A 21819-nucleotide genomic window follows, 5' to 3' on the forward strand; every position below is an offset into this window, starting at 1 on the left:
CGTTCCTTTCCATGGGCCCACGCTCAGGCGTTGAGCGGCTTGCGGAGGGTGAACAGGGACGAGACGCCGGCGATCACGGCGCCCAGAGCGATCAGGCCGGGAACCAGCCAGAGGGTCTGCGCATCCGAGATGAAGGCGGTCTGCTTGTACTGCTCGGCAAGGTAGCCGGTCAGGAAGAAGTGCGAGATCCCCCAGATCGCTCCGGAGGCGAGGAGCGCTCCGACCACGGCCGCGATCACGCCTTCGAGGATGAAGGGCAATTGGATCACCGCCTTGGAAGCCCCCACCAGTCTCATGATGGCAGTCTCCTTGCGCCGCATGAAGGCCGAGAGTCTGATGGTGGTCGCGATCAGCAGCGCCGCACAGATGATCATGATCGCCGCGATGCCGATGGCCACGAACGAGGCCGTGTTCATGGCGGAGAAGAGCTTCTCCAGGATCTGGCGCTGGTCGATCACGCTCTCCACGCCGGGCTGGGCGGAGAAGGTCTCCGAGATGACCTTGTACTTCTCGGGGTCCTTCAGATTCACGCGGAAGGAGGAGGGCAGCTGGTCCGGCGTCACCGAGTCGACGATCGGCGAATTGGCGAACTGCTCCTTGAAGTGCTTGTACGCCTCGTCCTGGGACTCGAACTGGAAGTCGTTGACGTACTGGCGGATCGCATCCGAATCCAGGGTCTTGCGCAGATTGTCCTGCTGTTCCTTGGTCACCGGACCGGAGGAGCAGTTGGCGGTGGTGGAGCCGGGGCTGCAGAGGAAGATGGCGACCTGGACCTTGTCGTACCAGTAGCCCTTCATCTGGTTGATCTGCATCTGGAGCATCCCGGCGGCGCCCACGAAGGTGAGGGACACGAAGGTCACCAGGACCACGGAGATGAACATGGAGAGGTTCCGGCGGAGGCCGTTGACGATCTCTCCGAGGATGAACATGGGCCTCATGCGCGCGGCTCCCCCGTCGTCGTGGCGGCGGTCTCCGGCGCACCGGCGGACGTCTTCACCTTGGGGATGAGGGACGTGTACGTGGCCTTGGCCTCGTCACGGATGACCTTGCCCTTGGTGAGCTCGATGACGCGGCGGCGCATCTGGTCCACGATGTCGTCATCGTGCGTGGCCATCACCACGGTGGTGCCGTTGGCGTTGATCTTCTTCAGCACCTCGGTGATCTCCACGCTCGTGGTCGGGTCGAGGTTACCGGTGGGCTCGTCGGCCAGCAGGATGTCCGGCTGATTGACGACGGCGCGGGCGATCGCCACACGCTGCTGCTCACCACCGGAGAGCTCATGCTGCATGCGCTTCTCCATGCCCTCGAGGCCCACCATCGCGAGCACGTCGGTCACGCGCTCCTTGGTGCGGGCACGGCTGGCGCCGATCACCTGCATGGCGAAAGCGACGTTCTGGTAGACGTTCTTCTGCGGAAGGATGCGGAAGTCCTGGAACACCACACCGATCTTCCGGCGCAGCTTGGGCACACGCCAGCTGGAGAGGGAGGAGACGTTGTGTCCGGCGACGTAGACGGATCCCGTGGTGGCCACGTCTTCGCGGTACACCATCTTGAGGAAGGTCGACTTACCGGAACCGGAAGCGCCCACGAGGAAGACGAATTCGCCGCCCTCGATCTCCACGCTCACCGAGTCGAGCGCGGGTCTGGCCTTGGGGTCGTGGATTTTGGTGACATTTTCGAATCGAATCATGGCTTCACACAGCCCGGTCGGCAGGCGCGACGGAACCGCTCCAGCGGCCGGGGCCTGGGCCTAGTGTTGGGGGAAGTGATGGCACCGGCTCCTCGAGTTTATGTTCGTGCTCCGGGAACGCCGCCCCATTCGGGCGGCGTGTCGTGCAAAGGCTTGCACGGCTCTCCCAGGTGAGGCCGCTGTCATCGACGCTCCGCGCCGGTGTTCTCCTCGGCTCCGGCTCAGGCCTCGGCCTTGCGGCTGTCGGCGCGCCAGCGGATGCCGGCGTCGATGAAATCGTCGATGTCGCCGTCGAGGACCGCACTGGTGTTGCCGACCTCATGGTTGGTCCGGAGGTCCTTGACCATCTGATACGGGTTCAGGACGTAGGACCGCATCTGGTCGCCCCAGGACGCCTTGATGTCGCCGGCCAGGGCCTTCTTCTCCGCATCCTCCTGCTCCTTCTTGAGGAGGAGAAGACGGGACTGGAGCACGCGCATGGCGGCAGCGCGGTTCTGGATCTGGGACTTCTCGTTCTGCATGGAGACCACGATCCCGGTGGGGATGTGGGTCAGGCGGACAGCTGAGTCCGTGGTGTTGACCGACTGGCCGCCGGGGCCCGAGGAACGGAACACGTCCACACGGATCTCGTTGTCCGGGATCTCGATGGAGTCGGTCTGCTCGATCAGCGGGATGACTTCGACGGCGGCGAAGGAGGTCTGGCGGCGGCCCTGGTTGTCGAAGGGGCTGATCCTCACGAGACGGTGGGTGCCGGCCTCCACGCTGAGGGTGCCGAAGGCATACGGCGCGTTGACCTCGAAGGTGGCGGACTTGATGCCCGCTTCTTCGGCGTAGGAGGTGTCCATGACCTTGGTGGAGTAGCCGTGGCGTTCGGCCCAGCGGAGGTACATCCGCATGAGCATCTCGGCGAAGTCGGCGGCGTCCACGCCACCGGCGCCGGACCGGATCGTGACCACGGCCTCGCGCTCGTCGTATTCACCGGACAGGAGCGTGACCACTTCAAGCTGCTCGAGGGAGGACCGGATGGAAGCGAGCTCGGTGGCTGCTTCGGCCATGGAGTCCGCGTCGCCGGCTTCCTGGCCGAGTTCGACCAGCACCTCCAGGTCCTCGATCCGGCTGGCCAGCGTGGTCAGGCGTTCGAGTTCCGATTGACGGTGGGAAAGCTGTGAGGTCACCACCTGAGCGGCGGCCGGGTCGTCCCAGAGATCGGGGACGCCTGCCTTTTCGCTGAGTTCGGCGATGTCCCGGCGCAGGGAATCGACGTCTGACACTTGTGCGATCGAGTCGTAGGTAGCCCTCAGTGCACGGATCTCTGCAGGAAAATCAATCTCAGCCATGGTCTTCCAAGACTACGGCATGCGCGGCGGTCGCTGTCCTGGCCTGGGTGTCCGGCGCCAGCCGGCACACTTCAGGACGAAGCCGTGGTTCAGGCGGGATCTTGTCTAATCCTGCTGTACACGTACATGTCCTTCCGGGCTCCCCCGATCTGCTGCCATGATCGCAGCAGTCCCTCGCGCTGAAACCCGCAGCGTTCAGCGGCCTGCCACGAAGCCCGGTTCCACGGTTCGACGAACATCTGGAGACGCTCCACCTCGTCGAGCTCGAACGCCCAGACGGTGAGTGCCTGCAGGGCGGCGGTGACATATCCCCGGCCCCGGTGAGCCCTGGCCACCCAGTAGCCGGTGCTCGCACGCCCCTGCTCGATGTCTCGGAGCCACAGTCCGATCTGGCCGACGGCTTCGCCGGACGCGGCGTCCGCGATGGCGAACGAATAGCCTGTGCGGGCGACCAGGCGGTCCTGTTGCCGCGCGATGAACGCCAGGGCGTCCTCGCGCGTCCCGCTGACCGGCACCGTGGTGATCAATGGGATGAGGTCATCGGACGCGGCCGCCTGCACCAGCGCAGCGTCGCGGCTTTCGAAGGCTCGCAGCACGACCGGGCCGTGCTGAAGGCGGGGCATCTCGTTCGGCAGCATCGCCCCAGTACACCACGAGTCCAATAGGCTACGGGCCCAGCACACCAAGGGCCCTCTACACCACGGGGGTCGCCCTTCGGCAAGTGCGGGGGCAGGGTCTGCCCGGCCCTCTGGGGGTTCCGGCTCCGGCTCCTCACCGCACCAGCCGGGCGCGCGCCGTCGAGCCGGCCTCGATCGTGATGCCATCCGGAACGAAGACGCCGAGCAACGGTGGGTGCGCCACGGCGCTGAGCTTGACCATGGCGCTCCGCCCGTCGGGACTGCCGGAGGCGCCCACCACCGCCAGATGGTCCAGGTTCGACGCCGACGGGCTGCGTCGCAGGTAATCCGTCGCCGTCGCGCGGACCCTGCCGTCGTCGAGTCGCACCGCGGCACGGTCCGGCCCCTCCCCTGCGATGCCGGTGATGTCGAACGAATCCGCTGCGGCGGAGGCCGCGCCGTCGGCCAGGGCCAGCAACTTCTTGTGCTCGAGGTACACAGAGGAGACATCCAGCAGAACCACGGCGGCCAGCAAAGCGATCACCACATAGCCGAGGGTGAGGATGTTGATGCTCCCGAGCTCTCTTGAGGAGGTCGCTGGTCGCCGGCCCGCCCCTGCACCGGATCCGTTGAGCAGCCCGCCGTCGCCGGCCCTCATCCGAACCTCCCGACGATCTGTGTGCCGCTGGCGCTGAGATGCGCGACGTCGAGTCCGAGGCCCGGTGGTGTGAAAGGGAGCTGGACGTCGACGGTCACCTCCACCGTCACCGCTGTGCCGGGCCGCTGGCAGTCTTCCGGCTGGCAGGTGACCGTGAGCTGCGCGGTCCCGGTCGGGAGATCCTGATCAGCCAAGGCGAGTTCGACGGCACGGTCCATGGCGAGGCGGGCGCTTCGTTCATCCTTCGAGTGGACCGCCAGACGTGACGCCTGGTCCGCAGCGCCCGTCACCGCGAATCCCGCCGCTTGAATCCTCGTGACCGTGAGGACGAAGTAGAGGACCGGGATCAGGACCAGAAGGGACAGGAAGACGAACTCGACGGTGGCGCTTCCCTGCTCAGAGGCACCGCTCACGACGAGCGTCCGGCTCTCGTTCACACAGCCGCCCTCTCCCTCGCCCCAGCCCTCGCTCGCACAGGCCTCGCGACCCGGCCTGGAGGACGACGTCACGCCGCGGGGCGCGGGGGCCGCGCTGTTCTCAGGACCGAGGTGTTTCTCAAGTGCCTGGTGTTTCTGAGGAGCTCTGTGTTTCTCTGGAGCTCTGTGTTTCTCAGGAGCTCTGTGCTTTTCAAGTGCGGCGCGCTCACTCGACGCGTTCGGCATGTCCGCACACTTCCAGTGCCTTGTCCGGGCCCAGGAGGCCCAGGACCGGGAACGGGGCCCTTACGGTCACGGTGATCAGCCGGACCTCGCCTTCCCGGGACTCGGCGACCGAGATGTCCTGCGCGAATCCCTGACCGACGGATCCTGAGATCAAGTCCTTGGCTCTCGAGACCGCGTCCTCCGGAGACCGGTCGGCGAGCGCACCATAGCGCGCACCCGACGAGGCCGCATCGATCAACGAGTTGCGGACATGAAGGATCAGGGTGAGCTGCAGAACCCCGAGGAACACCAGGGTGAGGAGCCCCGACACCAGCACGAAATCGACCACCGCCGAACCCCGTTCCCGGCCACACCCAAGAGCCGTCCACCCCGCCGGTGGCGCGACGCCGCCACCCAGCTCGATTCGTCGGCGCACCCCGGCCCTCACACGCACCTCATTTCCGCGTGACGGTGTCGATCGCCTGGCGGAACAGACCTTCGAGAGCAGGTCCCGCCACCGCCAGCAAGAGGGCCACCAGTGCTGCCGTCATGAGCGTCACCATCACCCAGCCGGGGACGTCCCCTCGTTCCGGGTGCCGACTCCGCTCCTCCAACTCCGCGCAATGATGGGTCCAGAGGGACGTGCGGAACGTGAGAAGGAAATGACAGAGCGCCGCGATCCAGATGGACAGCAGGGTCGCGACCGTTCGGACGCCCCTGGGCGCTGGACGGCGCGAGGTACGGAGAATGCCGGGGTTCCCTCGTCTGTCCGCTGGGCCCCAGGGCGGGCCCTGCATCCCAGGCGCGGGTTCTGCCGCCCGTCGCAAGCGGGCCAGCCTGTTTTCATAGGGTGTCATCGATATACCTTTCCTTCAGCGGAAGTGGTTGGTCCTTCGGTGAGCTTGCACGGGCGATCGGCCTGGAGCATCAGGGTGCCTAGAGCATCAGAGTGATGGCCGCGAGACCGGGGAAGACGGCGAAGAGGACGGTCAGCGGCAGCACGCCGAACACGACCGGCACCATCATGAAGATCTCCTTACGGCCGGCGGATTCCATGAGCTCGCGCTTGCCGAGGTCGCGAACGTCCTGGGCCTGGGCACGCAGCACGTCGCCGAGTGGCGTGCCTCGCTCCATGGCCACGATGAGGCCATCCACGAACCGCTCGACTGGTACGAGGCGCACCCGTCGGGCGAGACCCCGCAGCGCGTCCAGAAAGGGCGTGCCGGACCGGGCATCGGCCACCGTCCGCGCGAACTCCTCGGCCAGTTCGCCCTGGGCGATCGTGGCGATCCTCTCCACCGCGCCACGAGCGTTCATCCCGGCTCCGACGGCCAGTGCCATCATCTCGGCGAGTCCGGGGAACTCCCGCAGAATTTTCGCCTCCCGTGCCCTGATCCGCTGCGCCAGCCATTGCCCTTGCGCCAGTGCCACGACCGCCGCTGCGCTCAAGGAGGCGACGACCGCCTGCACAGGAGTGACCCGTCCGGCGATGACCCCGAGCAGGCTCACTGTGAGAATGCCTGCGAAGGCTGCGACGCCGAGCAAGAGCTGAACCACCCTGAAATCCAATGGTGTTCGAGCGCTTCCGGCCCGCGTCAGCCGGTCCTGGAGCGCGGCATTCCCCCAGCGGAACCGACTCAGCCAGGCGCCCGCATCACGGACGACGGGCGCGAGGATCCGCTCCAGCGGGCCGAAGGGTGTCAACGAGTGCGCCGCGGACCTGAGCAGACGCGAACTCGTGTCCTGAGACCGCAGCTGCGGGGCGACGCGTTCAGTGAGCGTCGTCGACCTCATGATGGGCAGCCGCACCACCGCGAGCCACACTCCGCATCCCCAGAGGAAACCGCACAGTGCGGCCACGAACGCCGGACTCATCCGAGGACCCGTTCGTCGGATGGGAGCGCACCGATCCGCTGCATGACCCGGTAACAGACGACCGACACGACCAGCCCACCCGCGAGGACGGCCATCCCCTGCACCGTGCTGTAAGCGCTGATCGCCTCATGCCGCGTCGACATCAGAAGGAGCACCAGCCACGGCGCCGCCACCGCCAGCCGCGCGGCATTGACGGTCCACGACTGCCGGGCCTCGAGTTCGCTCCGGGTCCTCGCATCATCCCTGAGGAAGTCGGCCAGTGCGGAGAGCAGAATTCCCAGATCCGCTCCACCGACGTCCCTGGTCAGTTTCAGCGCCTCGATGATCCGGTCCGCGACAGGATCGGACAGACGGCCCTTGAGGCGTGCGAGGGAGATCTCGAAGCTCCCACCGGACCGGTAGTCGGCCGCGAACTCCTCGAAGAAGGGACGCAGGTCCTCCGGCCCTTTGAGCGCCAGCTGCATCAGTCCTTCCGGCAACGAAAGCCCGGCCCGGATGGCGGACCGCAGGTGGTCCACGGCGTCCGGCCAGGCACGGCGCAGGGCGACAACTCGGCGTCGTGCCCGCCAGGTCACCAGTGACCACGGCCCCCAGGCGGCGAACGCGGCGAAGCACAGGGCGATGGGTCCTGATCGTGTGAGCGCCAGGAGCGCCAGCCCGGTGACCAGCGCCAGAGCGGCCGCGGAACCCACCAGGCCGGCCGGTGTCACCCGCTCCACCCCTGCCGCCTGAAGCGCACTGGACATCCGCGAGGGGCGTGACGGCGCCGTGGCGCGTTCGGGACGTGGCCAGCAGGACCACCAGATCAGCAGTACGCCCATGCCGAGCACGAGCCCCAGTGCCGCCGACATCAGGCAGCTCCCACGAGCGATTGCAGCCGGAATCCGGCGCGGACGAACTTCTCGTCTGGCGGGAACTGGCCGGTCGCTTCCAGGACACCGTCCTGCAGAGCGAAGATCACACTGGACTCGATGACGTTGTTCTCCACCCGTCTCCCGAGCGCGACGATCTCCGTGACCAGCCGTCGGCCGTTGGGCTGCCGCTGACAGTGCACCACGAGGTCCAGGCACGAGGCGACCGTTGGCACCACGAAGTCACTGGTGATGTTGCCGCCGGCGAGCAGGGGCAAGGTGCAGATCTTGGTCACGGCGTCCCGGGCGGAGTTGGCATGGACACTCGCCATCGCCCCCACCCCGGAGTTCATGGCGATCAGCAGATCGAGACTCTCGGCGGCACGGACCTCACCGACGATCAGCCGGTCCGGTCTCATCCGCAGCGCCTCCTTCACCAGCCGCCGCAGGGGGATCTCGCCCTCCCCTTCGAGATTCGGCTGGCGGCATTGAAGACCGACCACGTCCGGGAGCGGACATTGCAGCTCGAACACCTCCTCCACGGTGATGACCCGTTCGCGGGCGCCGATCGCAGACGTCAGGCAGTTGAGGAGCGAGGTCTTCCCGGCCTGGGTGGCTCCCGAGACGAGGATGTTGAGCCCGCTGCTCACGGCGGCTCCGAGGAACCGCGCGGCCGACCGGGTCAGGGTGCCGAGTTCCACCAGATGCTCCAGACGGGACGCCCTCACCACGAACTTCCGGATGTTGACGGCCCAATGCCGACGCGTGATGTCCGGAATGACCACGTGGAGTCGGGAGCCGTCCGGCAGTGAGGCGTCCACGAAGGGGGAACTCAGATCGAGACGGCGGCCGGACGTCTTCAGCATCCGCTCCACCAGGGCTTCGACCCGTGCCTGAGAGATGACCAGTCCGGTCCGCTCCGACTCCCCGGCTCGCGCCACGAAGACCTCACTCGGCCCGTTCAGCCAGATCTCCTCCACCTCAGGGTCGTCGAAATAAGACTGGAGCTCGCCGAATCCCGCCACGGAATCCAGCAGGTGACGCGCCGTTTCCTCCGGCCTCACCAGCGCGGGCAGACCACCCCGCACCGCCCGCTCCTCATAGTCCGCCACCGCCTCCGCGACGAGGCTCTTGATCTGGTCCGCGTCCGCCCACGGATCGATCCCCCGACGCCGCACCAGCTCCCGCACCTCGGACTCGATGAGTTCCACAGCCTCCACGGCTCACCCTCCGTTGATTTCTGTCATAGTGAAGTCATGTTATGAAACATCTCAATTCACGACAAGTAACATCTGGAGGCCTGTGGACAACGCCTCGACGACCCCTGACTCATCCGAGAGCGCGCTGTTAGTCTGGAGGCACTGCGCGAGTCCGCCCCGCTCCCGCCTCCCCCACCCTTCCGGCCCTCGGAGAAGTCTCATGCACCACGGGTTCCAGCCCGCCACCCCAGCCCACCGTCGTCGTGCATTCGCCAGAAGCCTGGCATCCGCGGCACTGTCCACAGTGCTGCTTCTCTCCCTGGTCAACTCCGCGACCGCGGCTCCCACCCCGCAGCCGAGCGGCACCGCGACGCCGACTCGCACCACCCCTTCCACCACGGCCCCCAGCGAACCCGCGACGGCGGCACCCGCGACGGCGGCGCCCACGCCGTCCCAGAGCACCCTGACGCCGCCGGCGACCGAGCCGCTGCCCGACGGCGAGACGGCCGGCGATCCCGCCACGGCCCGGAACGCCGTGGGACGGATCGGCGCCACCATGCGGTCGAATGCCGACCGGAAACGCCTGGCGGTCCAGCCCACCGCCGGCCCACAGCCCAAGCCCGAGGCCTTGACGGCTCCCGACCATCCCGACGCCCCGGTCACCGGCGCGGGCAACGGCCCGGTCTCCTCCTCCGGTCTCTCCCGCATGGCACCCGCCGCCTTCAGCACGGGCCACTGGCGCCCCGGCTTCGGTGTCCCGGGACAGGACGTCAGCGCCTGGCAGGGCACCGTCGACTGGACGGCACAGTGGAACCTCGGGTCTCGCTTCGCGTATGTGAAGGCGAGCGAGGGCTCCTATTACACGAACGCGAACTTCGCGTCCCAGTACAACGGATCGGCCAACCAGGGCATGGTGCGAGGGTCGTACCACTTCGCCATCCCGAGCTGGTCCTCGGGCGCGGACCAGGCCAAGTATTTCGTCGCCAACGGCGGCGGATGGAGCAGCGACGGCATCACCCTTCCGCCCGTCCTGGACATCGAGTACAACCCCTACCAGGGCCGCACCGACCTCGGCTACAACTCCGGCGACACCTGCTACAGCCTGGGCGGCGCGCCCATGGTCCGTTGGATCACCGATTTCGGCAGCACCATGAAGCAGCTGACCGGGCGGTACCCGGTCATCTACACCACCACGGACTGGTGGAGCCGCTGCACCGGCAACTCGGCCGCGTTCTCCGACTACCCGCTGTGGATCGCGGCCTACCCGTCCTCCGCCAGCAACACCCCCGGGACGCTCCCGGCGAGCTGGCAGCAGTACAGCCTCTGGCAGTACAGCGACGAGGGCCCGTTCGTCGGCGACTCGAACGTCTGGAACGGCGATCAGGCCGGTCTGACGCGGTTCGCCACGGGCCGTGACGACTCGCGTGGCGCGATCGTCAACAAGTGGCTCGCCACCGGCGGAGCCACCGGTCCCCTGGGTGCCGCCAAATCCACGGCCGACATCTGCGGCCTGGTCAACGGGGGCTGCTACAGGCCCTATGCGAACGGCAACATCTACTGGAGCCCTGCGACCGGCGCGTACCCGGTCACCGGCAGCTTCTGGACCGCCTGGGGCCAGGCGAAGTGGCAGGCCGGAATCGGCTATCCGACCAGCGACGTCACGTGCCCGTCCGGCACCACCACGTGCCATCAGACGTTCCAGCAGGGCAACATCTACAACACCCCGAACGTCGGAACCTTCGCCGTGACCGCGGCTTATCTTCCTGCCTGGAAGGACGCCGGCTGGCAGTACGGCCTCGGCTACCCGAAGGGCAACGTCACGTGCGGGCTCTACGGCAACGGCTGCTACCAGCCCTTCACCAAGGGCAACATCTACACGAGTCCCACCACGACCCCGCAGGCGGTCACCGGCGCCTACTGGAACGCGTGGGAAGAGGCAGGGTTCCAGCCGAACCTCGGCTACCCCACGGGCCCCGTCACCTGTGGGCTCTACGGCAACGGCTGCTACCAGCCCTTCACCAAGGGCAACATCTACGCGGGCCCCGACACCGCACCCCACGCCGTCACCGGCGCGTACTGGAGCGCCTGGCAGGAAGCCGGATTCCAGCCGAACCTCGGCTACCCCACGGGCCCTGTCACCTGTGGGCTCTACGGCAACGGCTGCTACCAGCCGTTCACCAAAGGCAACATCTACGGCGGTCCTGGCATCGCCCCGCACGCCGTCACCGGGATCTACTGGAATGCGTGGCGAGAGGCAGGGTTCCAGCCGAACCTCGGCTACCCGACCGGTCCTGTCACGTGCGGGCTCTACGGCAACGGCTGCTACCAGCCGTTCACGAAGGGCAACGTCTACAGCAGCCCTGCCTCGGGCGCCCATGCCGTGACCGGAGCGTACTGGACCGCCTGGCAGCAAGCCGGTTTCCAGCCCAATCTCGGCTACCCCACGGGCCCCGTCAGCTGCGGGCTCTACCGCAGCGGCTGCTACCAGCCCTTCACCCAGGGCAACGTCTACAGCAGCCCCACCTCGGGCGCCCACGCCGTCACCGAGCCGTACCGTGACGCCTGGCGCCAGGCCGGCTGGCAGATGGGCAAGCTCGGCTACCCCACCGGAGCCGCGGTTGCCGGGCTGGGATACCGCACGGTGCCGTTCGAGGGCGGGACCATGAACTGGACGGCAGCAGGGGTGAAGGTCAGCTACCGCTGACGCCCGCTGCGGAGACCATCACGTCAACTGATCCCGACGACGGCGGCCCGCGCCGCCGTCGTCGGATGCCTTCCGCTGTCCGCCCAGGCTGAACAGGAACCACGCGAGGAAACCGACGCCGAGCGCGGCCACGACCCAGATACTGGACCCGAGCCGTTCCGCCTGGCTGTAGACGGGATGCCCCACCACGCTGAGCACGCCGTAGAGTGCCAGCGCGATCAGCGGCCAGCCCGACAGGTCGAAGCTGCGGGCACGCAGGGCCAGGACGATCCCCATCACGCCCGCGGCGAGGACTGAGAAGTATCCCAGGTTCTCCAGGATGTCCGCGACGAACGAGTTCAGGAAGTCGAACTCGAGCGCGATCAGCCGCTGGACCGGATCGGAGACCGGCGGCAGGCGGAAGTGGTCCGTGAAGGTGTCCTGCAGGCTGTGTTCCAGGCCGGGGAAGGAGAACAGGGCATTCAGGCCGAGGGTGACCAGCAGCAGAGCCACGGACAAGAGGGTCGCCACCCGCAGTTCGCTGCGTGCGCGAAGGGTCCGGAACAGCAACAGCATGAGGCAGACCAGCACGATGCTCACGCAGAGCAGCAGCATGGACGAGTACTTGAAGAACAGGACCAGCCCCAGTCCGGGCACCGCGAGCACGACACCGAGGACCGTTCGTCTCCTGAGGACGTAGGCGAAGCCCATGGCGAGCACCAGGGAGGCCGCCAAGGTGGGCGCCTCGGCCAGCAGCGCGATCCCGTGCGGAATGCTCACCGGAAGCAGGTAGAAGGCGATCTGCGCGATGATGGCCGGGACGCGGGGCAGTCCCGCCAGACGCGCCAGCCTGGTGAACAGGAGCCCGGCCACCGTGATCGAGAGGATCGAGATCAGCCACAGACCAGTCCGGTCACCGAGCCAGTTCATCAGCGGGATCGCCATCAGGGGATACCCGATCCGCGGGCTGAAGATCTCCTGATACTGCGGATTCCTGTCGACGTACCCGATGATCGGCCCGCGCCCCGCCATGGTGGTCGTCACACAGTTCTCGACCGTCCCCTGGTACGGGATCGAGGGGTTGCGGCAGAACTCCGTGTAGGCCGCACGCCAGGCGTCATCGGCGGACTCGCCCTGCAGTTCGTGAGCGATCCGGATGTACTGGACCGTGTCGGCCCACACAACACCGGGGCCGAGGCACGCGACGGTGATCGCGAAGATCGCGGCGATCACGCCGTGCACCCACCCCAGGCGTTGCTTCGTCCCCCGAAAAGCCGTGAACTGAGCCATGCCTGATTCCCACGTTCCCTTCTCAGGATCTGATGCGAGTGGCTTCCGGTCCCCGACGGGACCGGACTCATCGGGGCAGGGCGTCGCTGACGGCCGCGCTCCCCCGGACAGCCGGGTCGATTCTACCAAGACCCGCGTATCAGGGCTGGTGGCGCTGGGAAGCGCGCTTGCCGGCTGCTTGCGGAAAGGTTCAGGCCCGGGCCGCAGAACGGCGGGCCTTGATCCTCCAGAGCACGGCGCCCGCGAAGGCGATGACCGCAGCCACGCCCACGGTGGCGAGGCCGGTCACGACGTCGGTGGGCAGAAGGAGCAGCACGCCGACGTAGGCGACACCGACCACCCAGCACAGGGCATAGACACCGAGGGCCCAGCCACCGGCGGCCCGTCGCCACGCCACGGCCAGATAGGCCAATCCGAGCAACAGGAACGAGATCACCGAGACCAGCGCGACACCCTCGAGGTTTCCCTCCCTGGCCGGCCACAGCGCCAGGGCGCCCGAGGCCACGAGCACGGCCGGCGTGACGACGGAGAGCCACCAGGTCACGTTGTCCGCGAAGAGCAGCGTGGAGGCATTGAGGTAGAGGAGATATCCCAGCGCGATGAGCGGCATGATCTGCGCCACCGGGATGAGGCTCTCCTTGCCACCCGCCATCACATGCACGACGAGGTTCGCCCCGGAGGATGCGGCCACCACGATGGCGAGCCCGGCCAGGCTCGCGGTGGTCATGGTGGACCGCATGCGCCGGACGCGGTCTTCTCCTCGGACCGACATGAGCGCGGGGACCCAGGCGTTGTTCAGGGCGCCGAGCAGCGTGATGCTGCCCAGCACGAAGATCTGGACCTTCCCGTAGTCACCGGAGACGCCGCTGACCGCGACCACCGCGAGCAGGAAGGGGGCGCCCTGGGTCAGAAGCATGAGAGCCCCGGTGTGGGGCAGGACCGGAACGCCGATCGCCACGGCCTCCCGGATGGCTTCCGGATGGGTGAAGGGAATCACCGGACGGGCCACGATCACGGACAGGATGGCGCTCAGGAAGACGAGGAACCCGTAACCGGTCATGAAGATCGAGGCTTCCGCCCCGAACAGCAGCATGGCCACCAGCCCGCCGAGGTAGGCGGCCATGGAGGAGCACAGACTCAGGACGACGAACATGACAGCGCGTCCCTGGGCTCGCAGGATGGCCTGGGCGGCGAGCACGGAGGCCTGCAGCCCCATCGCCACCAGGGCGATCGAGAAGCTGGTCGAACCCTTCAGGCCCGACGCGAAAAGCAGGCAAGCGCCCCCGGCGAGAAGCCCGAGCACCAGTCCGCCCAGCGTGAGGAACCCGCTGATCGCACGGGCCTTGGTATGGCCGCCCGGATCGAACCAGGCCTTGGTGATGGCCAGGGGCAGGCCGGCCGCGGCGAGAACCACGCCCACCTGGATCACCGACACGGACAGGAACAGTTCCTGCCATTTGGCGTCATTGTTCAGGACATGGAGCGCGAACGGCTGAACGATGAAGATGCCGAGGCCCTGCATGAGGGCTCCGACGAGGTACAGGACCGAATTGCGCCCCGTGCGCACCGGTGCACCCGGGGAGGGTGCACCGGCTTCAGCGAGCTGCGGGTCACTCACTGCCGAGGGCGAGCCATTCCCGGACGCGGTCGATGACCCGCTGCTGGTCCTCGGGAGTCAGCTCGGTCGAGCACGGCAGGGACAAACCGCGGGAGAAGAGGTCCTCGCCGACGGCGCCGCCGACGCGCGCCTCGTCCTTGAGCGGCGGCTGCATGTGCAGCGGACGCCAGAGCGACCGGGATTCGAGGTCGACCTCGGCCAGGAAGTCCTGCAGTTCGTCGCGGGCATTCGCTCCGCGCGAGGCCGGCACCAGGATCGAGTACAGCCAGTACGTCGACTCCTGTCCCTCCAGAGCCGGAGGGGTCTGGATCTCGGTGCCGGCGAACGCCTCGTTGTACCGTGCGGCGATCTCCCGCTTGGTGACGACGAAACCGTCCAGGCGCTCCAGCTGGGCCACGCCCAGCGCAGCCGCGATGTTCGTCAGACGGTAGTTGAAGCCGATCTCGTCGTGGAGGTAGCCCCGGTCAGGCATCCTGGCCTGGGTGGACAGGTGCTTCGCACGGCGGGCGAGCTCCGGATCGTCGGTGGTGAACATTCCACCACCGCCGGTGGTCATGATCTTGTTCCCGTTGAACGAGAACGCCCCCATGTCACCCACGGTGCCCACGTGCCGGCCGGCCAGAGGACCGGAGGTCCAGGTCGCGCCCAGAGCCTCCGCCGCGTCCTCGATCACGAGAATGCCGTATTCACGGGCCAGTTCGACGGCGGCAGCCGCGTCAGCAGGCTGGCCGAGGATGTGGACGATCTCGATGGCCTTCGGAAGCTTCTCCCCCGCGGCCTGACGGCGCTCGAGTTCGGCGCGGAGCTTGGGGACGTCCATGCACCAGGACTCGGCGTCGGAGTCCACCAGCAGCAGATCGGCGAACTGGTAGGAGGCCGCGTTGGAACTCGCCATGAAGGTGAAGTCCGAGACGGCCACCATGTCGCCGGGCTGGATGTCCGCGAGTCGCATGGCGATGTGCAGAGCCGCGGTGCCGGAGGCACAGGCCACGGCATACTTGGCTCCGACGTAGTCCGCGAAACGTTCTTCGAAGTCGCTGACGAAATGGCCCACCGAGGAGACGAAGCCGCTGCGAACGGCTTCATTCATCAGTTCAGCTTCGCGCTCTCCGATGTTCGGGATTGCAAGAGGGACTCGCGACACGTTCTGCCTTTCCGACGATTCAGCGGGAGTACTTGGCTGCGGCCGCGGCATCCACACCGCGGGCCTTGATCCACTCGGCCGAGCGGCGCAGGCCCTCTTCCAGGCTGACCTGGGGGGCCCAGCCGAGCTCGGCGAGAGCCTGGGACGGGTCGGAGAGGAGGTGCATGACTTCGCTGGCCTCGGGACGGACGCGGACGTCTTCGGTGACGATCTCCGCGGTGGAGCCCGTGACCTTGGCGGCCATCTCGACGAGTTCGCCGATGCTGACGTCGTGGCCCGTGCCGAGCTGGATGACCTGGCCTTCGAGCGGGATCTGGGCCGTGGCGGCCTTGAAGAAGCCGTCCGCGGTGTCCTCCACGAAGGTGAAGTCACGACGCGGGGTCAGGGAACCCAGGTGGATCTTCTCAGCACCGGCGATCATCTGTTGAAGAACCGTGGGGATGACGGCGCGGGCGGACTGACGCGGGCCGTACGTGTTGAACGGACGCAGCACGACCACGGGGGTCTCGAAGGAGCTCGCCCAGGCTTCACAGAGCTTGTCGGCGGCGATCTTGGTGGCGCTGTACGGGGACTGGCCCCGCAGTTCGTTCTCGATCGTGATCGGGACGGTCTTCGGCGTGCCGTACACCTCGGAGGTGGAGGTGTTCACGAGGCGCGGGACGTCGTGACGGCGGACGCCCTCGAGGACGTTCAGGGTGCCCACGACGTTCGTCTCGACGTAGGAACGGGGAGCCTGGTAGGAGTACGGGATCGCGATCAGCGCGGCGAGGTGCAGCACCACATCGGAACCCTTGACCAGGTCGGAGACGAACTCGGCGTCGCGGATGTCACCCAGCTGCAGGTCGACGGCGTCGCGCTCCGCGGGGCTCAGGTCATCGAGCCAGCCGTAGGAGCCGTTGGAGTTGTAGACACACAGCGCCCGGACGTTCGCGCCCTCAGCGATCAGCCGCTGCGTGACGTGGCTGCCGATGAAGCCATCGGCACCGGTGACAACTACTGTCTTGCCCTTGATGTCGTTGTAGTTCATGGTGTTCACTGGCCTTTCGCTGTTGCTAGGTCTTTGGGGGTTCCGACGTCGATCCAGTCGGAATCAATGGGCCATGCGGCCACGGTCTTCGAGTCGTCGATGCACGCCTTGACCAGCTCGGGCATCGAGAAGGGTTCCATGTAAGGGACCATCGCCAGTGCCTGAGGAGAGACGGCGTAGATGCCGGTGCTGATCTCGAACTCCACCGTGGGCTTCTCCACCACGGAGCTGATCGCGCGTCCCTCGCCGATCTCCAGGACACCGAACGGCACCTGGTGGGTGTACGGCCGTGCCGCGACGGTCACGGCCGCGCCCTTGGAATCGTGGAACGCCAGCAGATCGCTCGCGGAGTAGCGGACCATGAGATCGGCGTTCGTCACGATGACGGCGTCCTTGATCTCCGGGACCTCATGGTGAAGCAGGCCCAGCGCGCCGGCCGTGTTGAGCGGCTTCGCGGGATCCTCATGCAGGTACTTGATGGTGCAGCCGAGGCGGCTGCCGTCGCCCAGGTGATCGATGATCTTCTCGGCGAGATGCGCGACCGAGACGTAGATGTTGGTGATCCCGGACTCGACCAGGCCGAGGATGATCCACTCGATGATCGTCCGGTCCGCCACCGTCATGAGAGGCTTCGGGGTGTCCTTGGTCAGGGCGCCGAGACGGGTTCCCTTGCCGCCGGCCATGATGACGGCGAGGTTGTTCAGCTGCTTCCGCCCGACGATGTCGGTGAGGGTGTGGAGCCCCACGAGCCGGCCGTCGTCGTCGACCACCGGGACCTCGCTGATCCGCAGGCTCCTCATCAGGTCCAGCACGGACGCCCGGGTGGCGCCGGTGCCCACGACGTGGGGGCTGCCGTTCGCGAATTCGAGGACGTTCGAGCCCAGCTCCGCTCCCCGGAGGAGACCGCGGCGGATGTCACCGTCGGTGAGGACTCCCTGCAGGACTCCGTCGGCGTCGGTGACCAGCGCTATTGCGGACGCCCCGCGATCGATGGCTTCGAGCGCCTCCCGCACAGTGGCCTCCGGACCGATGCACACGTTGCTCAGCGGGCCCTCAATAGTCATAGATTCAGTCTCCAACGGATATGTCAACGAATGTCTTGCTCAACCCGGTCTCAGGGCTGTCCACGACGACCTTTTCGATCAATGCAGCAGCGTGTGAATCTCCGTAAGGATTGACCACATCACGGCTCAGGGCGCGAAACGGCGTCGTCAGAACCTTCTCAATACTAGCGCGGATCTCTTCGCGCTCATCGCGGGCGTGGAGCACGTTGGCCCCGTGTTCCCGGCCCCGCTGCCTGTCTCCGACGTTGACCACCGGCACGCCGAAACTGGCGGCCTCCAGGATTCCCGACGAGGAATTGCCCACCAGAGCCTGCACGGTCGCCATGACACGGGGGTACAGCGGGCCCAGGCTTTCCCGGACGATCACGCCCGGAATCCCCTCGGCCTCGAGGGACTGGAGTTCCGCGATGATCTCCTCGCGTCCCGTGTCGAAGCCCGGGTACGTGAGAATCGTGGTGCCCGCCTGCGTGATGCTCTCCTCGAACACCTGACGGGCGAGTTCACCGGCCCCTCCGCGCATCTCGGCGGTGGGAGGGTGGTAGGTGACGAGCACCAGGGGCTGCACCAGCGGGGTGCCGAACTCGCGTTCGAACTCTTCGGCGCTCAGCGGGACGGGATCGGCGAAGCGGTCCAGTCCGGGGGCTCCGGTCTGATGGATCCGGTCCGCGGATTCCCCGAGCTGCGCGACACGCCGGGCGGCGCCGGCGGTGCTGACGCAATGCTGATCGGCCAGCTTGGTCACCGCGTGACGGACGCGCTCGTCCAGGGCCCCTTCCGTGACCTCCCCGCCGTGCAGATGGATCAGACGGATGCCCCGGAGGATGAATGGCGGGATCACGTACAGCAGTTCCCAGCGGTCGCCCAGGACGACGATCGCCTCGGGCTCCAGGTCACGCGCCAGATCGGCCATCTTGGCCGAAAGCCCGGCCCCGGCATGCGCCTGGGAGTCGGCGGTCAGGGTCTTGAGGTGGAGTCCCAGCTCGTGGTGGGTGAAATCTCCGTCGGTCAGCCCGGCCTCGAGCAGCCGCGCCTTCGCGGTCCCGTCCGGGAACCCGATGGCGGTGGCCACATGGAGGTCCACCGCTTCATCGGCGGCGAGCGCGGTGAGGACGGGACCCAGCGGGAACAGGTCGGCGCGGGTGCCGACGAACGCGAGGACCTTCATCTCAGACGAGGTCTTCACGACGGAGCGCGGAGCCCGCCGTGACATTGCGCGCGGTGGTCTCGCCGATCACCAGCGACGACGGCGCGAGGCCGCCTTCCGGCCGGAGGATCGCGACGTCGTCGGCCGTGATCACAGCCCCCTGCGCGATGTCCCGCGCGGCATGGTACGAACGGCGGACGAGCGACGCGTTCGCCTCCTCGCTCGGCATCCGGCGCTTCCGGCCGTCACCCAGCGCACGGTGCGCCTCACGGACGGAGCGGACGTAGTCGGCGAACTCCTCGCGCTCCAGGGAGGCCGAGTGGTCCGGGCCGTTCCGGGTCTTGTCGGTGGTGATGTGCTTCTCCAGCAGGGTGGAGCCCAGCGCGGTCGCGGCGATGGCCGTGACGGCACCGGGGGTGTGGTCGGACCAGCCGACCTCCACCCCGAACTGCTCACGCAGCGCGGGGATCGCCCGGAGATTCGCTTCCTCCAGCGGCGCCGGGTAGGCGGAGACGCAGTGCAGCAGCACCGTCGCGGGCGCCTTGGCGGTCGCTTCGAGCGCCGCCGCGATCTCCTCAAGGGTGCCCATGCCGGTGGACACGATCATCGGGATCCCGAATTCGGCGATGGCCGAGAGGTACGGGGTGTTGGTGAGTTCACCCGAGCCGATCTTCAGGCCCGGCACACCGAGCTCGGCGAGCATCAGGGCGCTCTCGTAGTCGAACGGCGTGGAGAGGAAGGTGATGCCCCTCTCGTCACAGTGATCACGGAGCTCAGCCCACGCGGTGCCCGGCAGGGTGAGACGCGCCAGCATCTCCGACTGCGACTCCGCGAATCCGGCCTTCTTCTGATACGGCGTGGTCCCCGCAGAGCTCGTGACCAGCGCCTCCGGCTTGAAGGTCTGGAACTTGACCGCGTTGGCCCCCGTGTCCGCCGCGAGATCGATGAGCTCATGGGCGACGGCGACGTCGCCGTCGTGGTTGACGCCGGCCTCGGCGATCACGAAGATCTCTTCGCCCGCGCCGATGCGGTGGCTGCCGAAAGTGACGGAGGCGGGAACCTGATCATGCGTCAATGTGCTGGGCCTTTCGTAGAGGGGAGCCGCCGGGCGGGCACTCCCACATATGTTGCCATACCGTCCAGTGGCCGGGTCGCCACGGCGCCGGCCCCGAGGACCGTCTCATCACCCAGCTCAAGGCCCGGGAGGACCCGGGAGCCCGAACCGAGGAAGGCCCCGGATCCCACGCGGACCGCGCCCAGGAGAACCGAGCCTGGCGCGAGGTGCGTCCCGGCACCGACGAAGCAGTCGTGTTCCACCACGGCGGCGGTGTTCACGATGACGGCCGTCCCCACCTGGGAGAGGGGTCCGACGTGCGCGTGCTCGGCGACCTGCGTGTAAGCGCCGAGTTCCGCCGTCACATCGACGGTCGCGCTCCGGGCGACGAGGGCCGGGGCGAGCGCGGACAGGCGGGGGTCCGCGAGCAGACGGTCCGCGATCCTGCGGCGCACCCCATTGGCGCCGATGCCGATCGTGATGGCCAGTCCCTCGGCGACGGCGAAATCGACACCCTCGTCGTCCGCGGTGAACCACCGCGGCAGAGTGCCGTCCAGGTTCCTGAAGGCTTCGGCCTCGGGCGAGCCGGCGACCGGTTCCACCGGCAGACCGCTGTCGCTGACGGCGGCCACACGATCCCCCCGGCCCCGGATGATGGACGCAAGACTCCGTGCGTGACCCGACCCGCCCAGGATCAGCCAGCCGGTCATCCCACTCGCCCCGTCAGTCCGGTCGGGAGCCCTGCTATGTTGTTCCGGGCGGATTCGCCGGGACGGCGGGACGCCGTTTCATGGTGGTCCATTACCGCCGCAGCACCTCAGAGCATAGATTGGCCAGATGACGTTCACATCATACTTGGATGGCTCCTCTGCGGCCGGGGAACTGGAAGCCCCACGGCTCTCCCCCGGCGCGGACCGCGGCCTGCGGGTCCTGGTCAGAGGCAGTGGATCGATCGGCGCCCGGCATCTCCGGGTGCTGGCGGGACTCGGCGTCGACCGGCTCTACGTGTGGCCGGTGCGGCCCGGGATGGTGGTGGGCGACCGGCCTGACATCCCCCCGACGGCGGAGGTGGTGGACCGCTACCCGGAGGAGCCCCTGGACCTGGTCGTGATCGCGACCGACACCAGGCGCCACATCGAGGACACGCTCGAGGCTCTGGAGCACTCGCCGTCGGCGATCCTCCTCGAAAAGCCTGTGGCCCCCGACGTCGAGCAGGCGGCTCGCCTGCTCAGTCGCCCGCTGGCCGGCATCATCTCGGTCAGCGCCCCGCTCCGCTTCCACCAGGGCTTCGCGGTCGCCTCCGAGCTCCTGCCCCGCCTCGGCAGGATCACGAGCGCCCAGGTGGTCTCGCAGTCGTGGCTCCCCTCGTGGCGTCCTCAGCGGGACTTCCGCAGCAGCTACTCCGCACGCAGGGAGGATGGCGGCGCACTCCGCGATCTGGTCCACGACATCGACTACCCCTGCCAGCTCCTGGGCGTTCCCGAACAGCTCAAGGCCACCCTGGGCCAGGGGATCCTCGGCATCGAAGCCGAGGAAGCCGCTGATCTTCTCTGGAACACGCCCGCGGCCGTCCATGTCCGGCTGGATTACGTCACTCCGGTGAAGACGCGCGGAATCCGGATCGCGACCGCACTCGGAGCTCTCAGCTGGGACGTCGTGACTCATCGCGTCAGCCTTGAATGGCCGGGGGCGGTGGGCAGTGCCATCGACCGGTCCGAGCGGCTCTTCCCCGCGGACTCCGACGTTGATACGATCCTGGGCCGGCAGACCCTGGCGATTCTTCAGAGGTCCGGCCTGGATGCCGGGACCTCCATGAACCGCTTCCGTCCGGCGAGCCTCCTCGAGGGCGTTCAGGCCGTGGCGGTGTGCGATGCGGCGCGGCGCTCCGACCGGTCCGCAGGCGCCGAAACGGTAGTGTGGTGATACT

General features: G+C 67.5%; 20 protein-coding genes. 2 read left to right on the top strand and 18 right to left on the bottom strand.

Going from position 1 to position 21819, the window contains the following annotated elements:
• Positions 1 to 23: 23 nt before the first annotated feature.
• The 10 genes from ftsX to QFZ52_RS10210 all read right to left on the bottom strand — a co-directional run bounded on the left by ftsX (position 24) and on the right by QFZ52_RS10210 (position 8889).
• Entirely contained in the window at positions 24 to 938 is a 915-nt protein-coding gene (gene ftsX / locus QFZ52_RS10165) for a permease-like cell division protein FtsX (RefSeq protein WP_278266825.1), read from the bottom strand.
• A complete protein-coding gene (gene ftsE / locus QFZ52_RS10170) occupies positions 935 to 1690 on the bottom strand; it encodes a cell division ATP-binding protein FtsE (RefSeq protein WP_307497496.1) in 756 nt (251 codons plus the stop codon). The genes ftsX and ftsE overlap by 4 nt, the downstream gene beginning before the upstream one ends.
• 221 nt (positions 1691 to 1911) lie before the next feature.
• Positions 1912 to 3027, bottom strand: coding sequence for a peptide chain release factor 2 (gene prfB, locus QFZ52_RS10175; RefSeq protein ID WP_307497497.1), 1116 nt, complete (start codon positions 3025 to 3027; stop codon positions 1912 to 1914).
• Between the two features lie 89 nt (positions 3028 to 3116).
• Complete coding sequence (locus QFZ52_RS10180; protein WP_307497498.1) at positions 3117 to 3665, bottom strand: GNAT family N-acetyltransferase; 549 nt, start codon at positions 3663 to 3665, stop codon at positions 3117 to 3119.
• A gap of 133 nt (positions 3666 to 3798) precedes the next feature.
• Complete coding sequence (locus QFZ52_RS10185; RefSeq protein ID WP_307497499.1) at positions 3799 to 4302, bottom strand: pilus assembly protein TadG-related protein; 504 nt, start codon at positions 4300 to 4302, stop codon at positions 3799 to 3801.
• Positions 4299 to 4739: a hypothetical protein gene (locus QFZ52_RS10190; protein WP_307497500.1), complete on the bottom strand. Its 441-nt coding sequence runs from the start codon at positions 4737 to 4739 to the stop codon at positions 4299 to 4301. The genes QFZ52_RS10185 and QFZ52_RS10190 overlap by 4 nt, the downstream gene beginning before the upstream one ends.
• A 205-nt stretch (positions 4740 to 4944) precedes the next feature.
• Positions 4945 to 5292, bottom strand: a complete 348-nt coding sequence (locus tag QFZ52_RS10195) for a TadE family protein (RefSeq protein ID WP_307497501.1) — start codon at positions 5290 to 5292, stop codon at positions 4945 to 4947.
• A 587-nt stretch (positions 5293 to 5879) separates the two neighbouring features.
• On the bottom strand, positions 5880 to 6818 hold the full coding sequence (locus tag QFZ52_RS10200; RefSeq protein ID WP_307497502.1) for a type II secretion system F family protein: 939 nt from the start codon (positions 6816 to 6818) through the stop codon (positions 5880 to 5882).
• Complete coding sequence (locus tag QFZ52_RS10205) at positions 6815 to 7669, bottom strand: type II secretion system F family protein (protein ID WP_307497503.1); 855 nt, start codon at positions 7667 to 7669, stop codon at positions 6815 to 6817. Before QFZ52_RS10205 ends, QFZ52_RS10200 begins: the two co-directional genes overlap by 4 nt.
• Positions 7669 to 8889, bottom strand: coding sequence for a CpaF family protein (locus QFZ52_RS10210; protein ID WP_307497504.1), 1221 nt, complete (start codon positions 8887 to 8889; stop codon positions 7669 to 7671). The genes QFZ52_RS10205 and QFZ52_RS10210 overlap by 1 nt, the downstream gene beginning before the upstream one ends.
• 199 nt (positions 8890 to 9088) lie before the next feature.
• On the opposite strand from QFZ52_RS10210, the gene QFZ52_RS10215 reads away from it, so the two are divergent.
• Positions 9089 to 11572, top strand: coding sequence for a GH25 family lysozyme (locus QFZ52_RS10215; protein WP_307497505.1), 2484 nt, complete (start codon positions 9089 to 9091; stop codon positions 11570 to 11572).
• Between the two features lie 18 nt (positions 11573 to 11590).
• Here QFZ52_RS10215 and QFZ52_RS10220 read toward each other — a convergent pair whose 3' ends face one another.
• The 8 genes from QFZ52_RS10220 to QFZ52_RS10255 form a co-directional block, all read right to left on the bottom strand.
• Complete coding sequence (locus QFZ52_RS10220; RefSeq protein ID WP_307497506.1) at positions 11591 to 12841, bottom strand: hypothetical protein; 1251 nt, start codon at positions 12839 to 12841, stop codon at positions 11591 to 11593.
• Between the two features lie 190 nt (positions 12842 to 13031).
• On the bottom strand, positions 13032 to 14459 hold the full coding sequence (locus QFZ52_RS10225) for a hypothetical protein (protein ID WP_307497507.1): 1428 nt from the start codon (positions 14457 to 14459) through the stop codon (positions 13032 to 13034).
• A complete protein-coding gene (locus QFZ52_RS10230; protein ID WP_307497508.1) occupies positions 14452 to 15654 on the bottom strand; it encodes an aminotransferase class I/II-fold pyridoxal phosphate-dependent enzyme in 1203 nt (400 codons plus the stop codon). Before QFZ52_RS10230 ends, QFZ52_RS10225 begins: the two co-directional genes overlap by 8 nt.
• The gene (locus QFZ52_RS10235) at positions 15623 to 16630 is read right to left on the bottom strand and encodes an SDR family NAD(P)-dependent oxidoreductase (RefSeq protein WP_307497509.1); all 1008 of its coding nucleotides are present in this window, start codon (positions 16628 to 16630) and stop codon (positions 15623 to 15625) included. Before QFZ52_RS10235 ends, QFZ52_RS10230 begins: the two co-directional genes overlap by 32 nt.
• A gap of 5 nt (positions 16631 to 16635) precedes the next feature.
• Positions 16636 to 17694, bottom strand: coding sequence for a sugar phosphate nucleotidyltransferase (locus QFZ52_RS10240; RefSeq protein WP_307497510.1), 1059 nt, complete (start codon positions 17692 to 17694; stop codon positions 16636 to 16638).
• A 4-nt stretch (positions 17695 to 17698) separates the two neighbouring features.
• Positions 17699 to 18877: a UDP-N-acetylglucosamine 2-epimerase gene (neuC, locus tag QFZ52_RS10245; protein ID WP_307497511.1), complete on the bottom strand. Its 1179-nt coding sequence runs from the start codon at positions 18875 to 18877 to the stop codon at positions 17699 to 17701.
• Complete coding sequence (locus tag QFZ52_RS10250) at positions 18861 to 19913, bottom strand: N-acetylneuraminate synthase family protein (RefSeq protein ID WP_307497512.1); 1053 nt, start codon at positions 19911 to 19913, stop codon at positions 18861 to 18863. Before QFZ52_RS10250 ends, neuC begins: the two co-directional genes overlap by 17 nt.
• Complete coding sequence (locus tag QFZ52_RS10255) at positions 19910 to 20524, bottom strand: acetyltransferase (RefSeq protein ID WP_307497513.1); 615 nt, start codon at positions 20522 to 20524, stop codon at positions 19910 to 19912. The genes QFZ52_RS10250 and QFZ52_RS10255 overlap by 4 nt, the downstream gene beginning before the upstream one ends.
• Positions 20525 to 20729: 205 nt before the next feature.
• On the opposite strand from QFZ52_RS10255, the gene QFZ52_RS10260 reads away from it, so the two are divergent.
• Positions 20730 to 21815, top strand: coding sequence for a Gfo/Idh/MocA family protein (locus tag QFZ52_RS10260; RefSeq protein ID WP_307497514.1), 1086 nt, complete (start codon positions 20730 to 20732; stop codon positions 21813 to 21815).
• Positions 21816 to 21819: the final 4 nt, after the last annotated feature.

Source organism: Arthrobacter woluwensis (genome assembly GCF_030816155.1).
GTDB classification, from domain to species: Bacteria; Actinomycetota; Actinomycetes; order Actinomycetales; family Micrococcaceae; genus Arthrobacter_E; species Arthrobacter_E woluwensis_A.

What these genes read in the sequence shown, in the direction of transcription:
- QFZ52_RS10185 (WP_307497499.1), bottom strand. Translation starts at nt 4,302, where the DNA reads ATGAGGGCCGGCGACGGCGGGCTGCTCAACGGATCCGGTGCAGGGGCG.
- ftsE (WP_307497496.1), bottom strand. Translation starts at nt 1,690, where the DNA reads ATGATTCGATTCGAAAATGTCACCAAAATCCACGACCCCAAGGCCAGA.
- QFZ52_RS10260 (WP_307497514.1), top strand. Translation starts at nt 20,730, where the DNA reads ATGACGTTCACATCATACTTGGATGGCTCCTCTGCGGCCGGGGAACTG.
- QFZ52_RS10215 (WP_307497505.1), top strand. Translation starts at nt 9,089, where the DNA reads ATGCACCACGGGTTCCAGCCCGCCACCCCAGCCCACCGTCGTCGTGCA.
- QFZ52_RS10240 (WP_307497510.1), bottom strand. Translation starts at nt 17,694, where the DNA reads ATGACTATTGAGGGCCCGCTGAGCAACGTGTGCATCGGTCCGGAGGCC.
- ftsX (WP_278266825.1), bottom strand. Translation starts at nt 938, where the DNA reads ATGAGGCCCATGTTCATCCTCGGAGAGATCGTCAACGGCCTCCGCCGG.
- QFZ52_RS10205 (WP_307497503.1), bottom strand. Translation starts at nt 7,669, where the DNA reads ATGTCGGCGGCACTGGGGCTCGTGCTCGGCATGGGCGTACTGCTGATC.
- QFZ52_RS10180 (WP_307497498.1), bottom strand. Translation starts at nt 3,665, where the DNA reads ATGCTGCCGAACGAGATGCCCCGCCTTCAGCACGGCCCGGTCGTGCTG.
- QFZ52_RS10220 (WP_307497506.1), bottom strand. Translation starts at nt 12,841, where the DNA reads ATGGCTCAGTTCACGGCTTTTCGGGGGACGAAGCAACGCCTGGGGTGG.
- QFZ52_RS10235 (WP_307497509.1), bottom strand. Translation starts at nt 16,630, where the DNA reads ATGAACTACAACGACATCAAGGGCAAGACAGTAGTTGTCACCGGTGCC.
- prfB (WP_307497497.1), bottom strand. Translation starts at nt 3,027, where the DNA reads ATGGCTGAGATTGATTTTCCTGCAGAGATCCGTGCACTGAGGGCTACC.
- QFZ52_RS10230 (WP_307497508.1), bottom strand. Translation starts at nt 15,654, where the DNA reads ATGCCGCGGCCGCAGCCAAGTACTCCCGCTGAATCGTCGGAAAGGCAG.
- QFZ52_RS10200 (WP_307497502.1), bottom strand. Translation starts at nt 6,818, where the DNA reads ATGAGTCCGGCGTTCGTGGCCGCACTGTGCGGTTTCCTCTGGGGATGC.